This is a genomic window from Marinomonas phycocola (genome assembly GCF_047525455.1).
Lineage (GTDB): Bacteria > Pseudomonadota > Gammaproteobacteria > Pseudomonadales > Marinomonadaceae > Marinomonas.
The window spans coordinates 167,330-184,213 of record NZ_JBLIXL010000002.1 but is presented as its reverse complement, the minus strand read 5'-3'; the positions used below and the strand labels follow the sequence as shown (position 1 = coordinate 184,213).

The 16,884-nt window shown below is 42.0% G+C and carries 15 protein-coding genes; 6 read left to right on the top strand and 9 right to left on the bottom strand.

Going from position 1 to position 16,884, the window contains the following annotated elements; genetic code table 11:
* The first annotated feature begins 104 nt into the window (after positions 1-104).
* The 5 genes from ACMUMJ_RS02625 (at position 105) to gloA2 (ending at position 5,857) form a co-directional block, all read left to right on the top strand.
* Complete coding sequence (locus ACMUMJ_RS02625; RefSeq protein ID WP_414677252.1) at positions 105-980, top strand: flagellar protein MotY; 876 nt, start codon at positions 105-107, stop codon at positions 978-980.
* A gap of 168 nt (positions 981-1,148) precedes the next feature.
* A complete protein-coding gene (locus ACMUMJ_RS02620) occupies positions 1,149-2,390 on the top strand; it encodes an argininosuccinate synthase (RefSeq protein ID WP_414677251.1) in 1,242 nt (413 codons plus the stop codon).
* 165 nt (positions 2,391-2,555) lie between these two features.
* On the top strand, positions 2,556-3,467 hold the full coding sequence (locus ACMUMJ_RS02615; protein WP_414677250.1) for a ribokinase: 912 nt from the start codon (positions 2,556-2,558) through the stop codon (positions 3,465-3,467).
* Positions 3,468-3,493: 26 nt separating this feature from the next.
* On the top strand, positions 3,494-4,435 hold the full coding sequence (locus ACMUMJ_RS02610; RefSeq protein ID WP_414677249.1) for a nucleoside hydrolase: 942 nt from the start codon (positions 3,494-3,496) through the stop codon (positions 4,433-4,435).
* A 1,038-nt stretch (positions 4,436-5,473) separates the two neighbouring features.
* Positions 5,474-5,857, top strand: a complete 384-nt coding sequence (gene gloA2 / locus ACMUMJ_RS02605) for an SMU1112c/YaeR family gloxylase I-like metalloprotein (RefSeq protein ID WP_414677248.1) — start codon at positions 5,474-5,476, stop codon at positions 5,855-5,857.
* Position 5,858: 1 nt separating this feature from the next.
* Here gloA2 and ACMUMJ_RS02600 read toward each other — a convergent pair whose 3' ends face one another.
* A complete protein-coding gene (locus ACMUMJ_RS02600; RefSeq protein ID WP_414677247.1) occupies positions 5,859-7,172 on the bottom strand; it encodes a malonyl-CoA decarboxylase in 1,314 nt (437 codons plus the stop codon).
* A 354-nt stretch (positions 7,173-7,526) separates the two neighbouring features.
* Entirely contained in the window at positions 7,527-8,885 is a 1,359-nt protein-coding gene (locus ACMUMJ_RS02595) for an MATE family efflux transporter (protein WP_414677246.1), read from the bottom strand.
* A gap of 112 nt (positions 8,886-8,997) precedes the next feature.
* Here ACMUMJ_RS02595 and ACMUMJ_RS02590 point away from each other — a divergent pair, with 112 nt between their 5' ends.
* Positions 8,998-9,828: a helix-turn-helix domain-containing protein gene (locus tag ACMUMJ_RS02590; protein ID WP_414677245.1), complete on the top strand. Its 831-nt coding sequence runs from the start codon at positions 8,998-9,000 to the stop codon at positions 9,826-9,828.
* A 33-nt stretch (positions 9,829-9,861) separates the two neighbouring features.
* On the opposite strand, the gene nth is transcribed toward ACMUMJ_RS02590, so the two are convergent.
* Genes nth through rsxA form a run of 7 tightly spaced genes read right to left on the bottom strand, consistent with a single transcriptional unit; the run spans position 9,862 to position 16,675 of the window.
* On the bottom strand, positions 9,862-10,497 hold the full coding sequence (gene nth / locus ACMUMJ_RS02585; RefSeq protein ID WP_414677244.1) for an endonuclease III: 636 nt from the start codon (positions 10,495-10,497) through the stop codon (positions 9,862-9,864).
* A gap of 19 nt (positions 10,498-10,516) precedes the next feature.
* Positions 10,517-11,275, bottom strand: coding sequence for an electron transport complex subunit E (gene rsxE / locus ACMUMJ_RS02580; RefSeq protein WP_414677243.1), 759 nt, complete (start codon positions 11,273-11,275; stop codon positions 10,517-10,519).
* Positions 11,276-11,330: 55 nt separating this feature from the next.
* Entirely contained in the window at positions 11,331-11,948 is a 618-nt protein-coding gene (gene rsxG / locus ACMUMJ_RS02575; protein ID WP_414677242.1) for an electron transport complex subunit RsxG, read from the bottom strand.
* Positions 11,948-13,006, bottom strand: coding sequence for an electron transport complex subunit RsxD (gene rsxD, locus ACMUMJ_RS02570; protein ID WP_414677241.1), 1,059 nt, complete (start codon positions 13,004-13,006; stop codon positions 11,948-11,950). Before rsxD ends, rsxG begins: the two co-directional genes overlap by 1 nt.
* Complete coding sequence (rsxC, locus tag ACMUMJ_RS02565) at positions 13,007-15,481, bottom strand: electron transport complex subunit RsxC (RefSeq protein ID WP_414677240.1); 2,475 nt, start codon at positions 15,479-15,481, stop codon at positions 13,007-13,009.
* Between the two features lies 1 nt (position 15,482).
* Positions 15,483-16,085 (bottom strand): electron transport complex subunit RsxB, encoded by a 603-nt coding sequence (gene rsxB / locus ACMUMJ_RS02560; RefSeq protein ID WP_414677239.1) that lies wholly within the window; start codon positions 16,083-16,085, stop codon positions 15,483-15,485.
* 8 nt (positions 16,086-16,093) lie between these two features.
* Positions 16,094-16,675, bottom strand: a complete 582-nt coding sequence (gene rsxA / locus ACMUMJ_RS02555; RefSeq protein ID WP_414677238.1) for an electron transport complex subunit RsxA — start codon at positions 16,673-16,675, stop codon at positions 16,094-16,096.
* Positions 16,676-16,884: the final 209 nt, after the last annotated feature.

Genomic DNA, 16,884 nt, shown 5'->3' with positions numbered 1-16,884 from the left:
AGAAATCCTTATCCTGCCACTTGCTCTATTTATAATGGCTAGATAGGATTGAAATGATAACATATTAGTCACGGTTTGAACGAGAGCTCTAGATGGGAAATGTAATGCAACATACTATTAAATCACTTTTAACCCTTGTTGCACTTTGTAGTATGGCCAATTCAGCACAAGCGCTGACTCGTTATCAAAGCGGTTTTGAAAATGCAGAATGGTTATTATCGGGAGATATCTTTTCGTGCAGTTTAACGCATCCAGTACCTAATTATGGTGAAGGCCATTTTATTAAAGACGCTGGTGAACCGATGAAATTTGTTTTGAAGCCAGAAAATGAAAAAATGGGACCTGGTAATGTCTACATTATTTCCCAAGCGCCAAACTGGGCTCCCGGTTCAATCCCCGAAACTTTAGACGTATTGCCTTACCCTGGTTATGGACTGACTGTTGAAGTTGGCGGTAAAGTTGCAGAAAGGATGTTGACCTCTTTAGATAAAGGACGACATCCTATTGTTGCTGGAACGGCATGGGAAAGCAGTCGAGAAACTATAGAAATCAGCCTTTCCAATATTAATTTTGCTCCTGCCTATAATGAATTTCGCCGATGTCTCTCTGGATTGTTGCCTGTTAATTACGATCAAATTGCCCGTTCAGCGGTATTGTTTGCTAATAGAGGTGTTGATTTATCCACTCGAATTAAAAGCCGTCTAGATTTGATTGCCTTATATGTATCTTCAGATCAAACAGTCGAATATATCTATATCGATGGTCATACGGATTCTCTAGGATCACGCCGAGATAATAGAGAGTTGTCAAAACTTCGCGCTGAAGTGGTGACGGCTTATTTGTTAGAAAAAGGGGTGCCAGCGGATAAAATTATCTCTCGATATCATGGAGAACGTTACCCTGCCATTGATAACCGAACGTCTTCAGGAAGAGAGCGTAACCGCCGTGTAACAATTCGACTTGAGAAATTCGAAGAATAAGTAACGTTTATTGTACAAATCAAGGCGTTGAATACAGGAATACTGAGTTTGCTGCTTGCTAAGAAATGAGCGAAAACTTACACTAGCATCCCCCTAATAATTTAATGTCATACTGCTGAAACAGTTGTTTAGTAGTACGTATAAAATCTCATAAGGAGAAAGAAAAGAATGTCTGACGTGAATAAGGTTGTTTTAGCCTATTCTGGCGGCCTCGATACTTCCGTAATTGTGAAGTGGCTTCAAGAAGAATATCAGTGCGAAGTTGTTACTTTTACTGCTGATCTTGGTCAAGGTGAAGAAGTTGAGCCTGCTCGTGCTAAAGCTCAAGCGTTGGGCATTAAAGAAATCTACATTGAAGATTTACGCGAAGAGTTCGTAAGAGATTTTGTATTCCCAATGTTCCGCGCTAATACGATCTATGAAGGTGAATACCTTTTAGGTACGTCGATCGCTCGTCCTTTGATTTCCAAACGCCTTATTGAAATTGCTAATGAAACGGGTGCGGATGCGATCTCTCATGGCGCAACGGGTAAAGGAAATGATCAAGTTCGTTTTGAGCTAGGCGCTTACGCACTTAAACCTGGCGTTAAAGTCATTGCACCTTGGCGTGAATGGGATCTGACTTCTCGTGAAACTTTAATGGCATACTGTGAAAAGCATGATATTCCTGTTGATTTTTCTACAAATAAGAAAAAATCACCTTACTCGATGGATGCGAATCTTCTTCATATTTCCTATGAAGGCGACATGTTAGAAGATCCATGGACAGAAGCTGAATCAGATATGTGGCGTTGGTCTGTATCTCCAGAAGATGCGCCAAATGAAGCAACCTATATTGAGATTGGTTATGAAAAAGGCGACCCAGTATCCATCAATGGTGAAGCAATGTCACCAGCAACAATTTTGGAAACACTGAACAAAATTGGTGGTGCAAATGGTATCGGTCGTACTGACATCGTTGAAAACCGTTTTGTTGGTATGAAAGCACGTGGTTGTTATGAAACACCAGGTGGAACCATCATGATGAGAGCGCACAGAGCCATTGAATCGATTACGCTGGATCGTGAAGCTGCACATTTAAAAGATGAAATGATGCCTCGTTATGCGAAATTGATTTATAACGGTTTCTGGTGGTCTGAAGAGCGTCGTATGATGCAAGCATTGATTGACACGTCTCAAGAATTTGTTTCTGGTACGGTTCGTCTAAAATTGTATAAAGGCAATGTGATTGTTGTTGGACGTCAGTCTGAAAACAGTTTGTTTGATAGCTCTATTGCAACATTCGAAGACGATGCTGGTGCTTACGATCAAAAAGATGCGGCCGGCTTTATTAAGTTAAATGCACTGCGTATGCGTATCGCAGCGCAAAAAGGTCGTTCATTTTTAGATGAAGATACGTCATCTAACTAAGTGAATTGATCGAAAGAAAACGCTCCTTTCGTGAGAAAGGGGCGTTTTTTATTTTGTATTGTTAGTCTTATTGTTTCTTTTTTATTTGCAGTGAGACAAATGTTTCTGTGGTGCAAAAATGTGAGAAATTAACAATACTTCAATATTCAAAGAAAGGTATAGAAGATGACCGTATATAATTTTGGTTCTATTAATTTGGATCATTTATATAAAGTACACCATTTCGTACGCCCCGGCGAAACAATGGCATCAGAAGGCTATCAAATGCAGTTAGGTGGTAAAGGGGCGAATCAATCCATCGCGTTAGCAAAAGCCAATGCGCCTGTTCGTCATGTTGGTGCGGTACATCTAGATGACAAAAGCGTATTAGATCAATTGAGTTCGATAGGCGTAGATACGTCTTTAATTGCTCAAACAAAAACGCCAACAGGCCATGCAATCATTCAGCTTAATAAAGAAGCGGAAAATGCCATAATTCTATTTGCTGGTGCAAACCATACTCTAAGTGAGGAGCAAGTAGATGGTGTTATTGATCACATTGCCATGAATGATTGGGTATTACTGCAAAATGAAACCAATCAAATAGACTATATTGTTAAGCAGGCTCATAAAAAAGGCATTCCTGTGGCATTTAATCCTGCCCCTATGGATGTGGAACTCACTCAATCGTTAATGCCTTTTATCCGTCTTTTGGTTGTTAATGAAGTAGAGGCGATGGACTTAATGCAAGTCGCTACGATTGATGCCGCAAAAGAATTATTGCAACAACAGTATCCTAACTTAGCGATTTTAATGACACTGGGTAGTGAGGGTGTGCGTTATTTATGCGGTGAAGAAGAAGTGTACGTACCTGCTTTTAAGGTAACCCCTGTTGATACAACAGCGGCAGGAGATACCTTTATTGGGTTCTGCCTTGCGGCACTGATGGAAAAAACATCGATTGAAGACGCTCTTGCTAGAGCATGTGCCGCTTCTGCTTTGTGTGTAACGCGTTTAGGTGCGGCTCCGGCGATTCCCTCGAAACAAGAGGTTGATGATTTTCTCATCGAAGAATCAACATCAACAGAACACAAATAGACGGAAGAACAGGATAGGAAAAGATTATGTCTCGTAAAGTAATTATTGATACAGACCCCGGTATAGATGATGCAATGGCGATTCTTTTTGCTTTTGAAACTGAGCAATTAGATGTTCTTGGACTAACAACCACGTTTGGTAATGTTTCTGTTGATCTAGCCACACATAATGCTCTAATTTTGGCGGAACTGGCGGGTGCTGATGTTCCTGTTGCGAAAGGGGTTTCTGCGCCCTTAGAAATAACCCCACGTCCACATGCTGATTTTGTCCACGGCCGCGATGGCTTTGGTAACATTAATTGGCCTGCTCCAAAAGGAAAAGCATTGGATGTCAGTGCGGCACAATTTATTATTGATACAGTAAAAGCTCATCCGGGTGAAGTAACCTTGATTGCATTGGGTCCATTGGGTAACCTTGCGACAGCGTTGGAAATGGCGCCAGAAATTGCCAATCTAGTCGATGAAGTTATTTTGATGGGCGGTACGGCAATTGAGTACGGCAATGTGTCTCCTGTTGCTGAAGCCAATATTATCAATGACCCGCATGCAGCGGATAAGGTTTTTACTGCGAATTGGCAAGTCACTATGATTGGTTTAGATGTGACTCATCAAGTGCTATTAGAAATTGACTTGTTAGAACGTATTAAAGCGTCACGTCCTAAGTACGGTGATTTCTTGTGCCAAGCAGCGAAATATTACATTAAGTTTTATAAAGACCGTTTAGATGTGGATGGCTGCTTCTTTCATGATGCCTCAACGATTGCTTATGCGATGGAACCCGATATCTTTGGTATTGAGCTAGGTGCAATTCGTGTTGCCTGTGAAGGTCTTGCTATCGGGCAAACTATTTTTGCACCAGAGGGCATGACATTCTCTGAGCCTCATTGGGATTGTGTTCCTATTACGCAAGTTTGCATGGAAGTAGACAGTAAAAGAATGTTAAATTTATTTGAAGAGACTCTGTCGTAGGTAAAAGACTTGGGTTTTGCTAATGAAAACGGTCTCAACGGAGGCCGTTTTTGATTATGGGCTACGCTGAGTTAAGCAAAGGTATAGGTTTACTTTACTAGCATTCGGAGCAAGGTATGGTTGTTCTAAGTGACATGATACAGGGCGAATTATCTCAATATTGTGATTATTTTATTGAGGACTACAGTCGTGAAATGTTCAAAACTATGGACAGACATTGGATTCAGCCATTGACATTGCGAAACAAGATTTACGGAAAAGCTTTCCTATCGGAGTGGAAAAAGTGACGATGATCTATTGTGCATTGAGGCGTATTTAGAAAAATGCAACGATGCTTCAACTGGTTGGTTATGTATGGATTTCCATTAATCAGGAAGATGGTTCTGCCTTTATTTGTGGTTTTTATATTTATGACGAACCCATAACTCAGTAGACTTAACTCGTTCCCTATTGCTCATTAAGTATGTGCTTCAACAAATTGTCCAATAAAGTGCACATCCTCATCACTAATGCATTCAAAATTACATAATGCTTATCGTGCTCATGCAGGACATCAGGATCCGCTGCGCAAATCGCTTTTATGGCTCTTGTTTCTCCTTTGTGCATGTGACACCCAATTTGAGCTTAACTTTTTTGATCCCAAAATGCCTTGAAGTGTCTCTATTTCAAAGAATGTATCGGATATATGAGTACAGTGAACAGACACATACTAACCATTAGCCATTGCAGACGACCGATCTAGGAGCATCGAACGTATGTTTGTGACGCTTTTCTAGCCATAATAATATTGTTTTTGATAGGGTAATTGGATAAATATAGTGCATGAAATAAAACGTATTTATTAAGTGTGAAAAATGATTGCACTGATTGCTTGAATTCACGCTTTGTTTAAGTGCGTATTAGTGTACGGTTGAAAAAATATAGCGAAAGAAACTTTCGCTTTTTATGATTAGGGTCAAATAGAAAATAAAATTAAGCTGAAATGCTTGCTCAAAAAAATAAGCGACAGAAAAAATATAAAAGAAAAAAGGATTAAATATGTTTAAACGTATTCATCACGCTGCCATTATTTGTTCAGATTATGCTGTATCAAAGCACTTTTACACACACATTTTACAGCTAGACATCGTGGCGGAAAATTATCGAGAGGCAAGGCAATCGTACAAGCTAGACCTTCAGTTACCTGATGGTGGTCAGATTGAGTTATTCTCTTTCCCAAACCCACCTCAGCGCCCATCGACACCTGAGGCGCAAGGATTAAGACATTTAGCGTTTGCCGTAGTAAGTGTAGAGCAATCTAAGCGTTTATTAGAAGAGCAGGGTGTGCCCGTCGAACCGATTAGAATTGATGAGTTTACGGGCAAACACTTTACCTTTTTTCAAGATCCAGATGGTTTGCCCTTAGAAATGTATCAAGAATAAATTAGTTGTTTTGTAACATTTTCGATATTTCTTTTGAATGAACGATGGTGTCTTTATTCACAAAGGCTTCATGGTTTTTTTCTACTTCATCGATGGCATAGAAGTAGTTAACTAATAATCCTGCGGATTGTTCTAGACCTTTGGTTGACTTATCACCCATCCAGTTCAAACGCTCAATACGAGCGCCATTCCCTAAGTGGAACCGTGTTACTGGGTCATACGGTTTACCTGATTTTTTTGCATTGACTAAGTATTGAGCACACAGCTTTGTTAATACAGGCCGTAATAATGTACAGTGCTCTTGGCTGGTGGACCAGCCAGCTTCATTTAAAAGGCTTAATACTGAGCGGATATTGTGTGTGAGGTATGGGCTGTTTTTTGTTTCAAGTTCGTTTGACAGCCAACGGCGGAATGTTGGAATCGGAGAAAGGGTGGCAAATTGACTCAGTTCGGGCAGCTCTTTTTTCAATTCCATAACAACTTGTTTTATTAAAAAATTACCAAAAGAAATCCCTGCCAATCCTGATTGGCAGTTACTAATGGAATAGAAAATGGCTGTGTCTAATGGTTTCTCCACTGTGGTGGAAACGGGATCAGGATCAATGAGCGGATGAATGGAATTTGCCAAACCATTAACCAAAGCCACCTCCACAAAAATGAGTGGTTCATTCGGTAAGGATGCGTGGAAAAAAGCGTAACATCGGCGATTAGGCCCAAGGCGTTTTTTTAAATCGTCCCAGCCGGACATAAAATGCACGGCTTCATATTCAATCAACTTTTCTAAAATAACGGCTGGGGTGTTCCAGTCAATTTCAGCCAGTGTTAAAAAACCACGATTAAACCAAGATTTGAGTAGATGTAATAAATCAAAATCAATGGGTTTTAACTCTGGGTGATGTTTAACAAGGCGCAAAAAATCTCGTCTTAAAGCAACGATTATCTCTGTTCCCTTTGTTGCCATATTCATACGTTTAAACAGTTTTTGCCGAGGTGCTTCTATGGCTTCGCTCAAGGCAACATAGGTTTCATAATTCGGCTCATCACGATAGGCATTCGCAAACTCAATAACCGCATCAGGGTTAGGAGAGTATTGCTCTAGTAAATGGTGAAAAAAACGTAACTTCGCGTCATCGTCGGTGGCTTGATAAGATAAAGCAACTTCATTGGCAAGTGCCGTTCCAAGAGCTTCTCCCTTGTTCGACATTAGGTCTGCGCAATAGTCTTCTAATGTCTTTGATGATCGAGAGCCGTCCTTCCGAGACAACATTTCTCGACCAACATCCGCTACGGAATTTAACCATTTATTTAATAACATACAAACCCTTAATACACATGACTTACGTCGTTACTCTAACTCAGAGAGATTGTCGCACGAGTGTTGGTGGAGCGCATCTTTCTTAAAATTGCGAAGAAATGCAAGGTTTTCTCTTTAGTCGACCTTTAGTTAGCTAGGATATAACAGACCTTCTGCATAAAGATACATAGTCTACTTCTTGTATAAAGAGACGCAGTCGATTGATTGTGAAAAGACATAGCTGGATAGTAAGAACATTCCACCAATTAAATTGCTTGGTGTTGGAATGTGCTAGAAATCAAGTCACTCTTCTACTGTTCCTCTAGAGATGACTCATCTTAATGTTACTCATTCAATAAAATGGGCGTTACTTTATTACTGGAGTTCAAGAGGCTTAATCTTAGATAACCCCTCAAAGGTGGTGCCTCTGGTCAACAAATAGAATCGAATCCAAAGCGTTCCTGCTGCTCCTATCAAACCAATGGTGATACCAAACCATACGCCAAGTACACCATATTCCAATGTTTTCCCTAAAATGTACGCAGCTGGTACCGCAATGCACCAGTAACTTGAAATGGCAATGACCATAGGGGTACGAGTATCCTGAAATCCTCGTAATAATCCCATCGCAATCACCTGCATGGCATCCACTAGCTGAGAAAGAGCTGCAATCACAAGAACCATGGCGGCAAGGTTTTGAATTTGCTGGAACTGTGAGTCATGTGTTTGGATAAACAAGGACACAAGTGATTCAGGGAGCAGTACAAAAATACCAGTCGTTACTATTACCGCTGACATCGACAAGCCTGAAGCCACTTTCCCAATCAAGCGAATGGTACTGCTTTCACTTAATGCATAGGCTTGCCCAGATTTGACGGTTGCCACTTGAGAAATAGCAAGGTGTACAATGAACGCTGCGGAAGTAATCTGAACAACGATACCATGTGCGGCCACAGGTATTTCACCTAATGAACCTACGATAAGGGTGCTTACCGTAAACATGCCTAGCTCGGCGAGATTTGTGAGCGCGATGGGCCAGCTTAGGTTAATGACTCGAATGATGGATTTGACATCGTAACTAAATAATAAAGAGAGTGCTGAAGCGTCAATAATACGAATATAAACCAGCGTCAGGGCAAGGCTTACGGAATGAGTCATAAACGTTGCCAAAGCGGCTCCTTCTATACCCATTTCTGGCGCACCGAGATAACCAAATATAAATATCCAATTTAAAAGAGCGTTGAGCGGGAGAGCCGCGAGTGAAACCCACAACACAATATTGGGGCGTTCTATTGCCGTAGCATGGCTGCGTAATACCATGGTCATTAGGGCTGGCAGAAGCCCAAGTCCAGCCAAATGTAAGTACTCTTTGGCTCCTGTAGCAATGGCGCTGTCTTGGCCTAATAACAATAATATGCTTTCGGAATAATACATCCCAATATAAATAACAGCCGAAAAAATCACGGTTAACCCTAGTGCAGCGCTAAGCGTTACTGAACGCATGTGCTGGGTTTGACTGCTACTCAACGCAAGTACAGCCGAGGCGATGCCGCTCCCGACGGTAATCAATAGAAATAAGACGGAAGTGGCCACCACCCCTGCGGCAAGCGCTTCTATTGAGTAATGTCCAAGCATTACAGTATCAATAATTTGTACCGCTGCTTGTGCGGTTAAACCACCCATTAAAGGGAGGGCAATTTTAATCATCGAAAAAGCCATATGCCAAGTTTTCATAAATAGACTTCCATCCTGCATTGTCAGTGACGTGGGTGAATTATCTTTACATAATACATAGCATGCGTGTTAACTATCCATGTAGGTTTCAACTAAACTAGACGAATCGCTCATGAATTTAGATAGAATATCAAACTTTTCACCTGTCGCTGTAGGAGCGCATTCAGCATTGTCTATCCATGCTTCAGGTAAGCAAACAGTTAGCTCAATAATTCAAAACCGGACATTGGATGAGCACTGTATTGTATTTGTTGAGCGAGGCAGTGGCTTTTTCCAGTTAAAAAATGGCGCTAAATTTGTCATATCAGAACCTTCGCTTATTTTTCTTGTTGCTGGCTCAGAACACACTTATGGCCCAGACAATCAAACTGAATGGCAGGAACGGTGGGTTCTTTTCCATGGTGTGCTTGCGGATGCGTTTTTTGAAAACGGCTTACTTGCGGTAAATCGGCAGGTGTTGTCTATTAAAAAGACAGGAGAATTCCGACTTCTATTTGCAGAGTTACACGCTCGTCCTCGGGACGGTGAAATAATAAGCACAATGAAGGCTGCATTGTCTTTACATGAACTGCTTGTGTGTTGTGCAGATCTAGAGCAAAAAGGCTCAACACAAGAACCAGCCTGCCCTTATGAATCCATCGTAAACGACATTAGACAAAACGCTTATAATACGTTTTCTATTGAAACACTGGTAAAAGATACCGACATGGCGGTTTCAACATTACGACGAAAGTGCATTGAATTGACTGGCATGTCACCAAAAAACCTTCAAAATGCATTACGAATTGGACGTGCTAAAGAATTGTTGATCGAAACGGATATGTCGATCGCAGAGATTGCGTACAGTATTGGATTTGCAGACCCTTATTATTTCTCAAGGCTCTTTTCCAATCGAAGCCATTGCTCTCCAACGGAATTTCGTCGTAAATATCAACGATCGTGAGGAGTATTCTGGTTGTACGGGGTTATTGTTTAGCTAGGTCGATGTTTTTTCTTTGAACTCACACAAGTCTTCTATGATGCAGGCATCGCATTTGGGTTTGCGTGCCACGCAAATATAGCGACCGTGTAGAATCATCCAGTGATGAGCATCAAGTAAAAACTCTTTTGGAACAAATTTCAGCAGCTTCTCTTCCACTTCTAAAACATTTTTACCAGGAGCAACTTTAGTACGGTTGCCAAAGCGGAATATGTGGGTATCTACGGCCATGGCGATTTGACGAAAGGCGGTATTTAAGACCACATTAGCGGTTTTTCGGCCAACGCCAGGTAGGGCTTCTAAAGCTTCACGATTATCCGGCACCACACTGTTGTGTAACTCAATGAGCATACGGCAGGTTTTGATGGTGTTTTCGGCTTTAGAATTAAATAAACCAATGGTTTTTATGTATTCTTTCAGGCCATCAACACCCAACGCTAGGATAGCTTCTGGGGTGTTGGCCACAGGAAATAATTTTCTTGTGGCTTTATTAACACTGACGTCTGTAGCTTGAGCAGAAAGTAACACAGCAATGAGTAATTCAAACGGCGAACTGTACTCCAACTCGGTTTTCGGATTGGGGTTTTCAGCGTGTAAGCGAGTAAAAATCTCATGTCTCTTTTGTTTATTCATGCTGAGTTTTTCCTTTCTATTACGCTACGTTGCCTGTCACTCGCACACGTTTAGAGCCCGGTGCCGTTTTTTCTTTTTGTGCTTCAATGCGCGCTTTCTCTTTAAGATCCCAGTAGTTTTTCAAGGCGATCAAAATACCCAGCCCAATAAACGCGCCAGGAGGAAGAATTGCGAACAGAACCTCGTTGTAATCAGAGAAAACAATCCACTTCCAATGAATCGCCACATCGCCTAACAGTAACGACATGTCAGAGAAAAGAGTACCTTGACCAATCAGTTCTCGCATTCCACCGAGAAGGACCAAAATGAACATAAAACCTAGACCCATCATAAAACCGTCAAGAGCCGAAGGCAGCACAGGGTTGCGGCTGGCAAAAGCATCCGCACGGCCTAGAATGGCACAATTGGTAACGATAAGAGGAATGAAGATACCAAGAATTTGATAAAGTTCATAAGTATACGCCTGCATAAGTAATTCAATACAAGTGGTAAAAGACGCGATAATCATGACAAATGCAGGCAAACGCACGGCATCGGCAACGTAGTTACGAATTAACGAGACCGCAATGTTGGACCCAACAAGTACAACCAATGTTGCTAAGCCCAAACCGATGGCATTTACCACCGTGCTGGTCACCGCCAAGAGAGGGCACAAGCCTAATAATTGAACTAAGGCTGGGTTATTCTTCCAAATGCCGTTGTAAACGATTTCAGCGTAATCGGTTGTCGGTTTAGTCGTTTCAGTGGCTGAATCGGCTGCTAAATTGTTATCACTCATATTAATTCCTATTGCTCTTGAGCGTGCTTCTTAGAATGGCTAAGCAAATGAGTTGCTATCGTTGTAATAAGCTGTCTTTGTTTTGATCAAAATACGTCAGAGTGTTTTTTACCGCTCTAACAACCGCTCTAGGGGTGATGGTCGCTCCAGTAAATTGATCAAATTTACCGCCGTCTTTTTTTACTTGCCACTGCTTTTCCGAGTTTTCGCCTAAAAATGTGCCCACAAAACTGTGTACCCAAGGTGACTTTTTAACGTCTACTTTGTCGCCCAATCCAGGCGTTTCTTTATGGCTAATAATACGACTGCCAGTGACGATGCCATCTTTATCTATGGCAACCAATAGCTCTAAGTTTCCATTATAGCCACCAGGTGCTGTGGTTTCGAAAATAACGGCGGTTACCTTACCATCCATTTTTGCTAAATATGCATGATGAGGCTCGTCTGAGCCGAGTAATGCATCCGCTTCAAGAGTGACAACGGCTTTATACAATTCATTGTTGTAGCGATCTGTTGGGAGTATTTCATTGAATGCGGCTAATTGAGCTTGCACAATGTTGTCCGCAATGGTTTGTTTCGTCAATTGATGGGTAGTTGCAATTATACCTGCTGTTACCACGGCAAAAATACCCAAACCAAGACTGTTTCGACGAATAGATGCAAAGATATCCATTATTGAGAGTCTCCGATTTTAAGGCCTTTTTTCGCTTTTTTGTGACCATAAGCGCGAGGTTGGCTGTAATAGTCAATAAATGGTGCCGCGAAGTTCATCAATAATACGGCGAACGCCACCGCATCCGGGTAACCGCCCCACGTTCGAATAATGAAAATTAGAATGCCAATACCGCAGCCATAAAACAGTTTTCCTTTATTACTGGTACAAGACGAAACGGGATCTGTAGCAATAAAAAAGGCACCAAACATGGCAGCACCCGTTGTTAGATGGAAATAAGGTGTGGCCGCATTGCTTGAATCAATCATATAGAAGAAAGACGCCATAACAGCGAGCGCACCTAACAAAGCAACAGGTGTGTGCCACGTAATAATTCGGAAATACAGTAATGCTAAACCACCGACAAGGTAAGCCATATTGACATAAAACCAGTTGGAAATGTTGGAAGGACTAAGCGCTTCAACACTGGCAAATGCTTCTGAATTCATTAAGCCTTCTTTATGCTTAAAGGCATCCAGCGGGGTTGCCATGGTGTATCCATCGATAACAGGTGCGCTGGAAAAAATGGCTGCAATGGAATTCACAAAAGACAAGGTTTCTTGTGCGGTAACGACGTCTGCCGAACCTAGCCATTGTGTCATTGGGACAGGGAAAGACACCAGAACAATGGCATAACCTACCATCGCAGGGTTGAAAGGATTGTTACCCAAGCCACCGTATACTTGCTTGGCAAAAATAATGGCGAAAGACACCGCGGTAACAGTTAACCACCAAGGAACGCTAGGCGGCAACGCTAAGCCAAGCAACACCGCAGTAAGCACCGCGCTGTAATCTTTTAAAAAGAATTGAATAGAGCGTTGGCGCATTTTTAAAATAATGGCTTCACTTGCCAAAGCGGCAATAATTGCAATCATAATATTGATCAAGGTTCCCCAACCAAACAGTGCCGTTTGTACAACGAGGCCGGGAACCGTGGCAGCAATGACCATTAACATAACCCACGAGGTTTTTCGGCCTGCACGTTGAGTATGGGGAGAGGTTATCCTTAAAAGTGCCATTTAGTTTTTCTCTTGCGTGTTGAGGAGTTGAGCCAGTTCCACTTCTGCTGTTGTCTGGGCTGTTTGCTTTTCGCTGATTGCAACTTGTATCTCGGCAGCGTTCTCTGGCTCTTTTTCAAGTCGTTTATTCAGTTTGCTTATTTGTGCCTTTGCTAATGCGATAGCAATTTTTTGCTTTTTAATTTTATCCGCTAAAGGGTTCACCTCAGTGGGTGATGCCGTTGTATCTGAGGCCGTAGTTGCTGACGAAGGTGTTGTTGACGTAAGAGCAACCAACTTAGCTTGCAATGCGGTTACTTTAGTCTCACTTTCAGACAGTTTTCGAGGAAGACCAGAAGCATCAATAGAGGTATCATCTTGGCCCTCTGACTTCATGGTATCTATGTTCTTCTTCACTTTTTTCACGGCTGCATTAGCAATAGCGATATCAATTTTCAATTTTTTCACATCGGCTTGAGCTTGTTCAGAAAGCTCTGCTGACTGAACAACGGCTGGAGTACTGGATTTTGCTAGCGCTTCTTGGGCCGCTGACAACGATGTTTCTAACTCATTGGCACGTTGGATCGCGGGTTGCAGTTGGTTTTTTAGTTCTTCCAACTCTGGTGCATTGATGTCTTCTGCTCGTTTGATGGCTTTTTCAAGTTTCTTAACGGATGCTTTTGCTATGGCTGAATCGATTTTTAACTGCTTTACGCTTGCTTCTTCGGAATTTGTTACTTTAGTTGCTTTTGCTGGTGGAGCGACTTTGGCCAATTCGACTTCTAATTGATCGATGGTTTTTTTCTGTTCATCGACTTCTGTTTGAATCTGAGTAATTTCTTCTGTGCGCGTTTCTTCTTGAGCTGCAGTGAGAGCTTTCTCTAATTTTTTCAATTTAGCTTTTGCAATGGCCAAATCGATTTTTAGTTTTTTACTGGCGTCATTGTTAGTGGATTTTGTCGGTGTATCTGCACTGCCTCCAGTAGTTGGAGAGGTTGCTGTTGCAGAAGCGGATACGTCTGTTTTAGCCGCTTCTTTTTTTGGTGCAGGTTTTTTCCTAGCAAGACGTTTGGCTTCTTTTTCTGCTGCCTCGGCTTCTTGGCGGGCTTTGCGTGCTTCAAATCGCAGTTTAGCGTGGTCGGATTTTACCGTAGCTTCGCGTGCTTCGCGGATGGCGCTTTTGCCGTGACGATAATATTGAACCAGAGGAATGCTGCTTGGGCACACATACGAACAAGCACCGCATTCAATGCAGTCAAAGAGATTATAATGTTCGGCTTTTTCAAACTCTTGGCTTTTAGTAAACCAAAGTAGTTGTTGTGGTAACAAACTGGCTGGGCAAGCTTGCTCACACATTCCGCAGCGAATACAGGCTTGTTCAGGGTCTGGTTGTGGCAGTTCTTTGGCTGAGCCCGCTAAAATGCAGTTGGTTGTTTTAACAACAGGAACCGATTGGTTCTCTAAAGTAAAGCCCATCATTGGGCCACCCATAATTAGACGCTGTAATTGGCTAGAGTCACATCCAGCATAGTCTAATAAGTGCTTTATCGGGGTGCCTAATAGAACGTCAACATTTTGAGGTTGGCTAAGAGCGGCACCCGTTAGTGTGGTAATACGAGAAATTAACGGTTGGCCCAATACAACGGCATCGTAAATGGCAGAGCAGGTGCCCACATTTTGGCAAATAATGCCAATATCAATAGGGTGTTTACCGCTTGGAACTTCTTTATTGGTAAGCAATTGAATGAGTTGCTTTTCACCGCCAGAAGGGTATTTGGTTGGAACAACAGCCAGTTTGATTTGTTTGTCCAGTTGGCGTGCGCGCAGTTCGTTTTTCAGTAATTCAATGGCGTTTGTTTTATTGTCTTCAATACCAATAATGACGTGATTGGCTTCAATCAAAAATTGTAAAATTTGAATACCTTGAATCAATTGAGCTGTTTTTTCACGGATCAGCATATCGTCTGCGGTAATGTAAGGTTCGCACTCGGCCGCATTGATGATTAAATATTCAAGGTCGTTTTTTTGCGCGCCTTGCAGTTTCACCTGAGTAGGAAACCCCGCACCGCCCATACCTACAATGCCCATTTCAGCAAGATAGGTTAATACATTCGTTTTTGTAGATTCTTGCCATAAAGGCAGTGGACGCAAATCGCACCATGTTTCTTTGTGGTCTGGCTCGATAATAATGCACAGATCGCTTAAACCAGATGGATGGGCAATGGCTCTTTCTTCAATGGCAGCAATACGGCCTGATGTTGGTGCGTGTAAAAAACTGCTTAAAAAGCCATTGTTGATCGCAACGGTTTGGCCTTTTAATACATGATCGCCCACATTGACTAAAGGACGCGATGCTTGACCGATATGTTGACCCAAAGGCAATATCAATTCTTCTGGAAGCTTTGGTTTTCCTAAAGGCAGTTGCAGTGATTGCGTTTTATTTTGTTCAGGGTGAATACCACCATGAAATTCAAAGACAGTTACGGCAGATGACATCTTAGTGATTTGCCTCCATTGAAGGTTGACGATCAGTAGCGATTAAATTTCCAGGGCGTGACATCGGGCCAATGGGTTTGTCCCAAGACCATGTTTTTGTTGTAACACCAATTTCTACCATATCAATGCAATCTACCGGGCAAGGGTCAATACACAAGTCACAGCCTGTGCATTCATCTGCTATAACGGTGTGCATTTGTTTTGCAGCACCTAAAATGGCATCTACTGGGCAAGCCTGAATGCACTTTGTGCAACCAATGCATTCATCTTCACGAATAATGGCAACACGTTTTGCGGTTTCTTCACCATGATCTCCATCGAGCGGGATGGCTTCGATATCCAGTAAATCGGCAAGAGCCTGAATGGTTGCTTGACCACCAGGAGGACAATGATTGATGGCTTCTCCGTTGGCAATGGCTTCTGCATAGGGGCGACAGCCGGGGTGACCGCATTGACCGCATTGTGTCTGCGGTAAAATGGCATCAATTTGCGCAACGATTGGGTCGCCTTCAACATGGAAACGCACGTTAGCAAAACCAAGAATGGCACCGAAAATAAGAGAAAGAACTAATAAAATGCCTACGGCTATAAGTATCGTTATCATGTGGGCGCCTATATTTGAACCAAACCAGTAAAGCCCATAAAGGCTAGGGCCATTAAGCCAGCAGTAACCATACCAATGGCGGAGCCACGGAATGGATTAGGCACATCAGCAACATTAATGCGTTCACGCATAGCGGAAAATAAGATCAATACAAAAGAGAAGCCAACAGCGGCACCGAATCCATAAAGTATAGAATCAACAAAGTCATTTTGCTTACTGGTGTTTTGCAATGCCACACCTAATACGGCACAGTTGGTTGTGATAAGCGGTAAGAAAATCCCCAGTACTCGGTATAGTAAAGGACTCGTTTTACGGACAACCATTTCCGTAAATTGCACCACAACGGCAATAACCAAAATGAACGAGATGGTTTTTAGGTACTCTAAGCCGAAAGGGCGCAGAATAAATTCAAAGGTCAAATAACTACACAGGCTCGATAAAGTTAAAACGAAGGTCGTCGCCATCGCCATACCAATTGACGTCTCTAATTTGCTAGAAACACCCATGAAAGGGCAAAGGCCTAAAAATTGCACCAACACGAAATTATTTACGAGTATGGTACTGACCAAAATTAACAGATAGTCTGTCATCTCACGTCCAGATAAAATTATGATGAATTCAAAAGTGATGCACACAAAGGGCAATGTATGCAACGTAACTATACCAAGCTGCTTATAACTAACAAAACTAAAAATACATATTCTTTAGTCTTATTTAGAATATATTTAATAAGGTATTCTTATAAGAGTTGCTTTCTTGATTACATTTTTAGCACTAACTTCAAATGATTTCAGAGTAA

Bases quoted from the DNA above. Each gene is read 5' to 3' on its own strand.
- ACMUMJ_RS02595 (WP_414677246.1), bottom strand. From the start codon at position 8,885: ATGAAAACTTGGCATATGGCTTTTTCGATGATTAAAATTGCCCTCCCT.
- ACMUMJ_RS02615 (WP_414677250.1), top strand. From the start codon at position 2,556: ATGACCGTATATAATTTTGGTTCTATTAATTTGGATCATTTATATAAA.
- rsxG (WP_414677242.1), bottom strand. From the start codon at position 11,948: ATGGATATCTTTGCATCTATTCGTCGAAACAGTCTTGGTTTGGGTATT.
- rsxB (WP_414677239.1), bottom strand. From the start codon at position 16,085: ATGATAACGATACTTATAGCCGTAGGCATTTTATTAGTTCTTTCTCTT.
- gloA2 (WP_414677248.1), top strand. From the start codon at position 5,474: ATGTTTAAACGTATTCATCACGCTGCCATTATTTGTTCAGATTATGCT.
- rsxD (WP_414677241.1), bottom strand. From the start codon at position 13,006: ATGGCACTTTTAAGGATAACCTCTCCCCATACTCAACGTGCAGGCCGA.
- rsxE (WP_414677243.1), bottom strand. From the start codon at position 11,275: ATGAGTGATAACAATTTAGCAGCCGATTCAGCCACTGAAACGACTAAA.
- rsxC (WP_414677240.1), bottom strand. From the start codon at position 15,481: ATGTCATCTGCCGTAACTGTCTTTGAATTTCATGGTGGTATTCACCCT.
- nth (WP_414677244.1), bottom strand. From the start codon at position 10,497: ATGAATAAACAAAAGAGACATGAGATTTTTACTCGCTTACACGCTGAA.
- rsxA (WP_414677238.1), bottom strand. From the start codon at position 16,675: ATGACAGACTATCTGTTAATTTTGGTCAGTACCATACTCGTAAATAAT.
- ACMUMJ_RS02610 (WP_414677249.1), top strand. From the start codon at position 3,494: ATGTCTCGTAAAGTAATTATTGATACAGACCCCGGTATAGATGATGCA.
- ACMUMJ_RS02625 (WP_414677252.1), top strand. From the start codon at position 105: ATGCAACATACTATTAAATCACTTTTAACCCTTGTTGCACTTTGTAGT.
- ACMUMJ_RS02600 (WP_414677247.1), bottom strand. From the start codon at position 7,172: ATGTTATTAAATAAATGGTTAAATTCCGTAGCGGATGTTGGTCGAGAA.
- ACMUMJ_RS02620 (WP_414677251.1), top strand. From the start codon at position 1,149: ATGTCTGACGTGAATAAGGTTGTTTTAGCCTATTCTGGCGGCCTCGAT.
- ACMUMJ_RS02590 (WP_414677245.1), top strand. From the start codon at position 8,998: ATGAATTTAGATAGAATATCAAACTTTTCACCTGTCGCTGTAGGAGCG.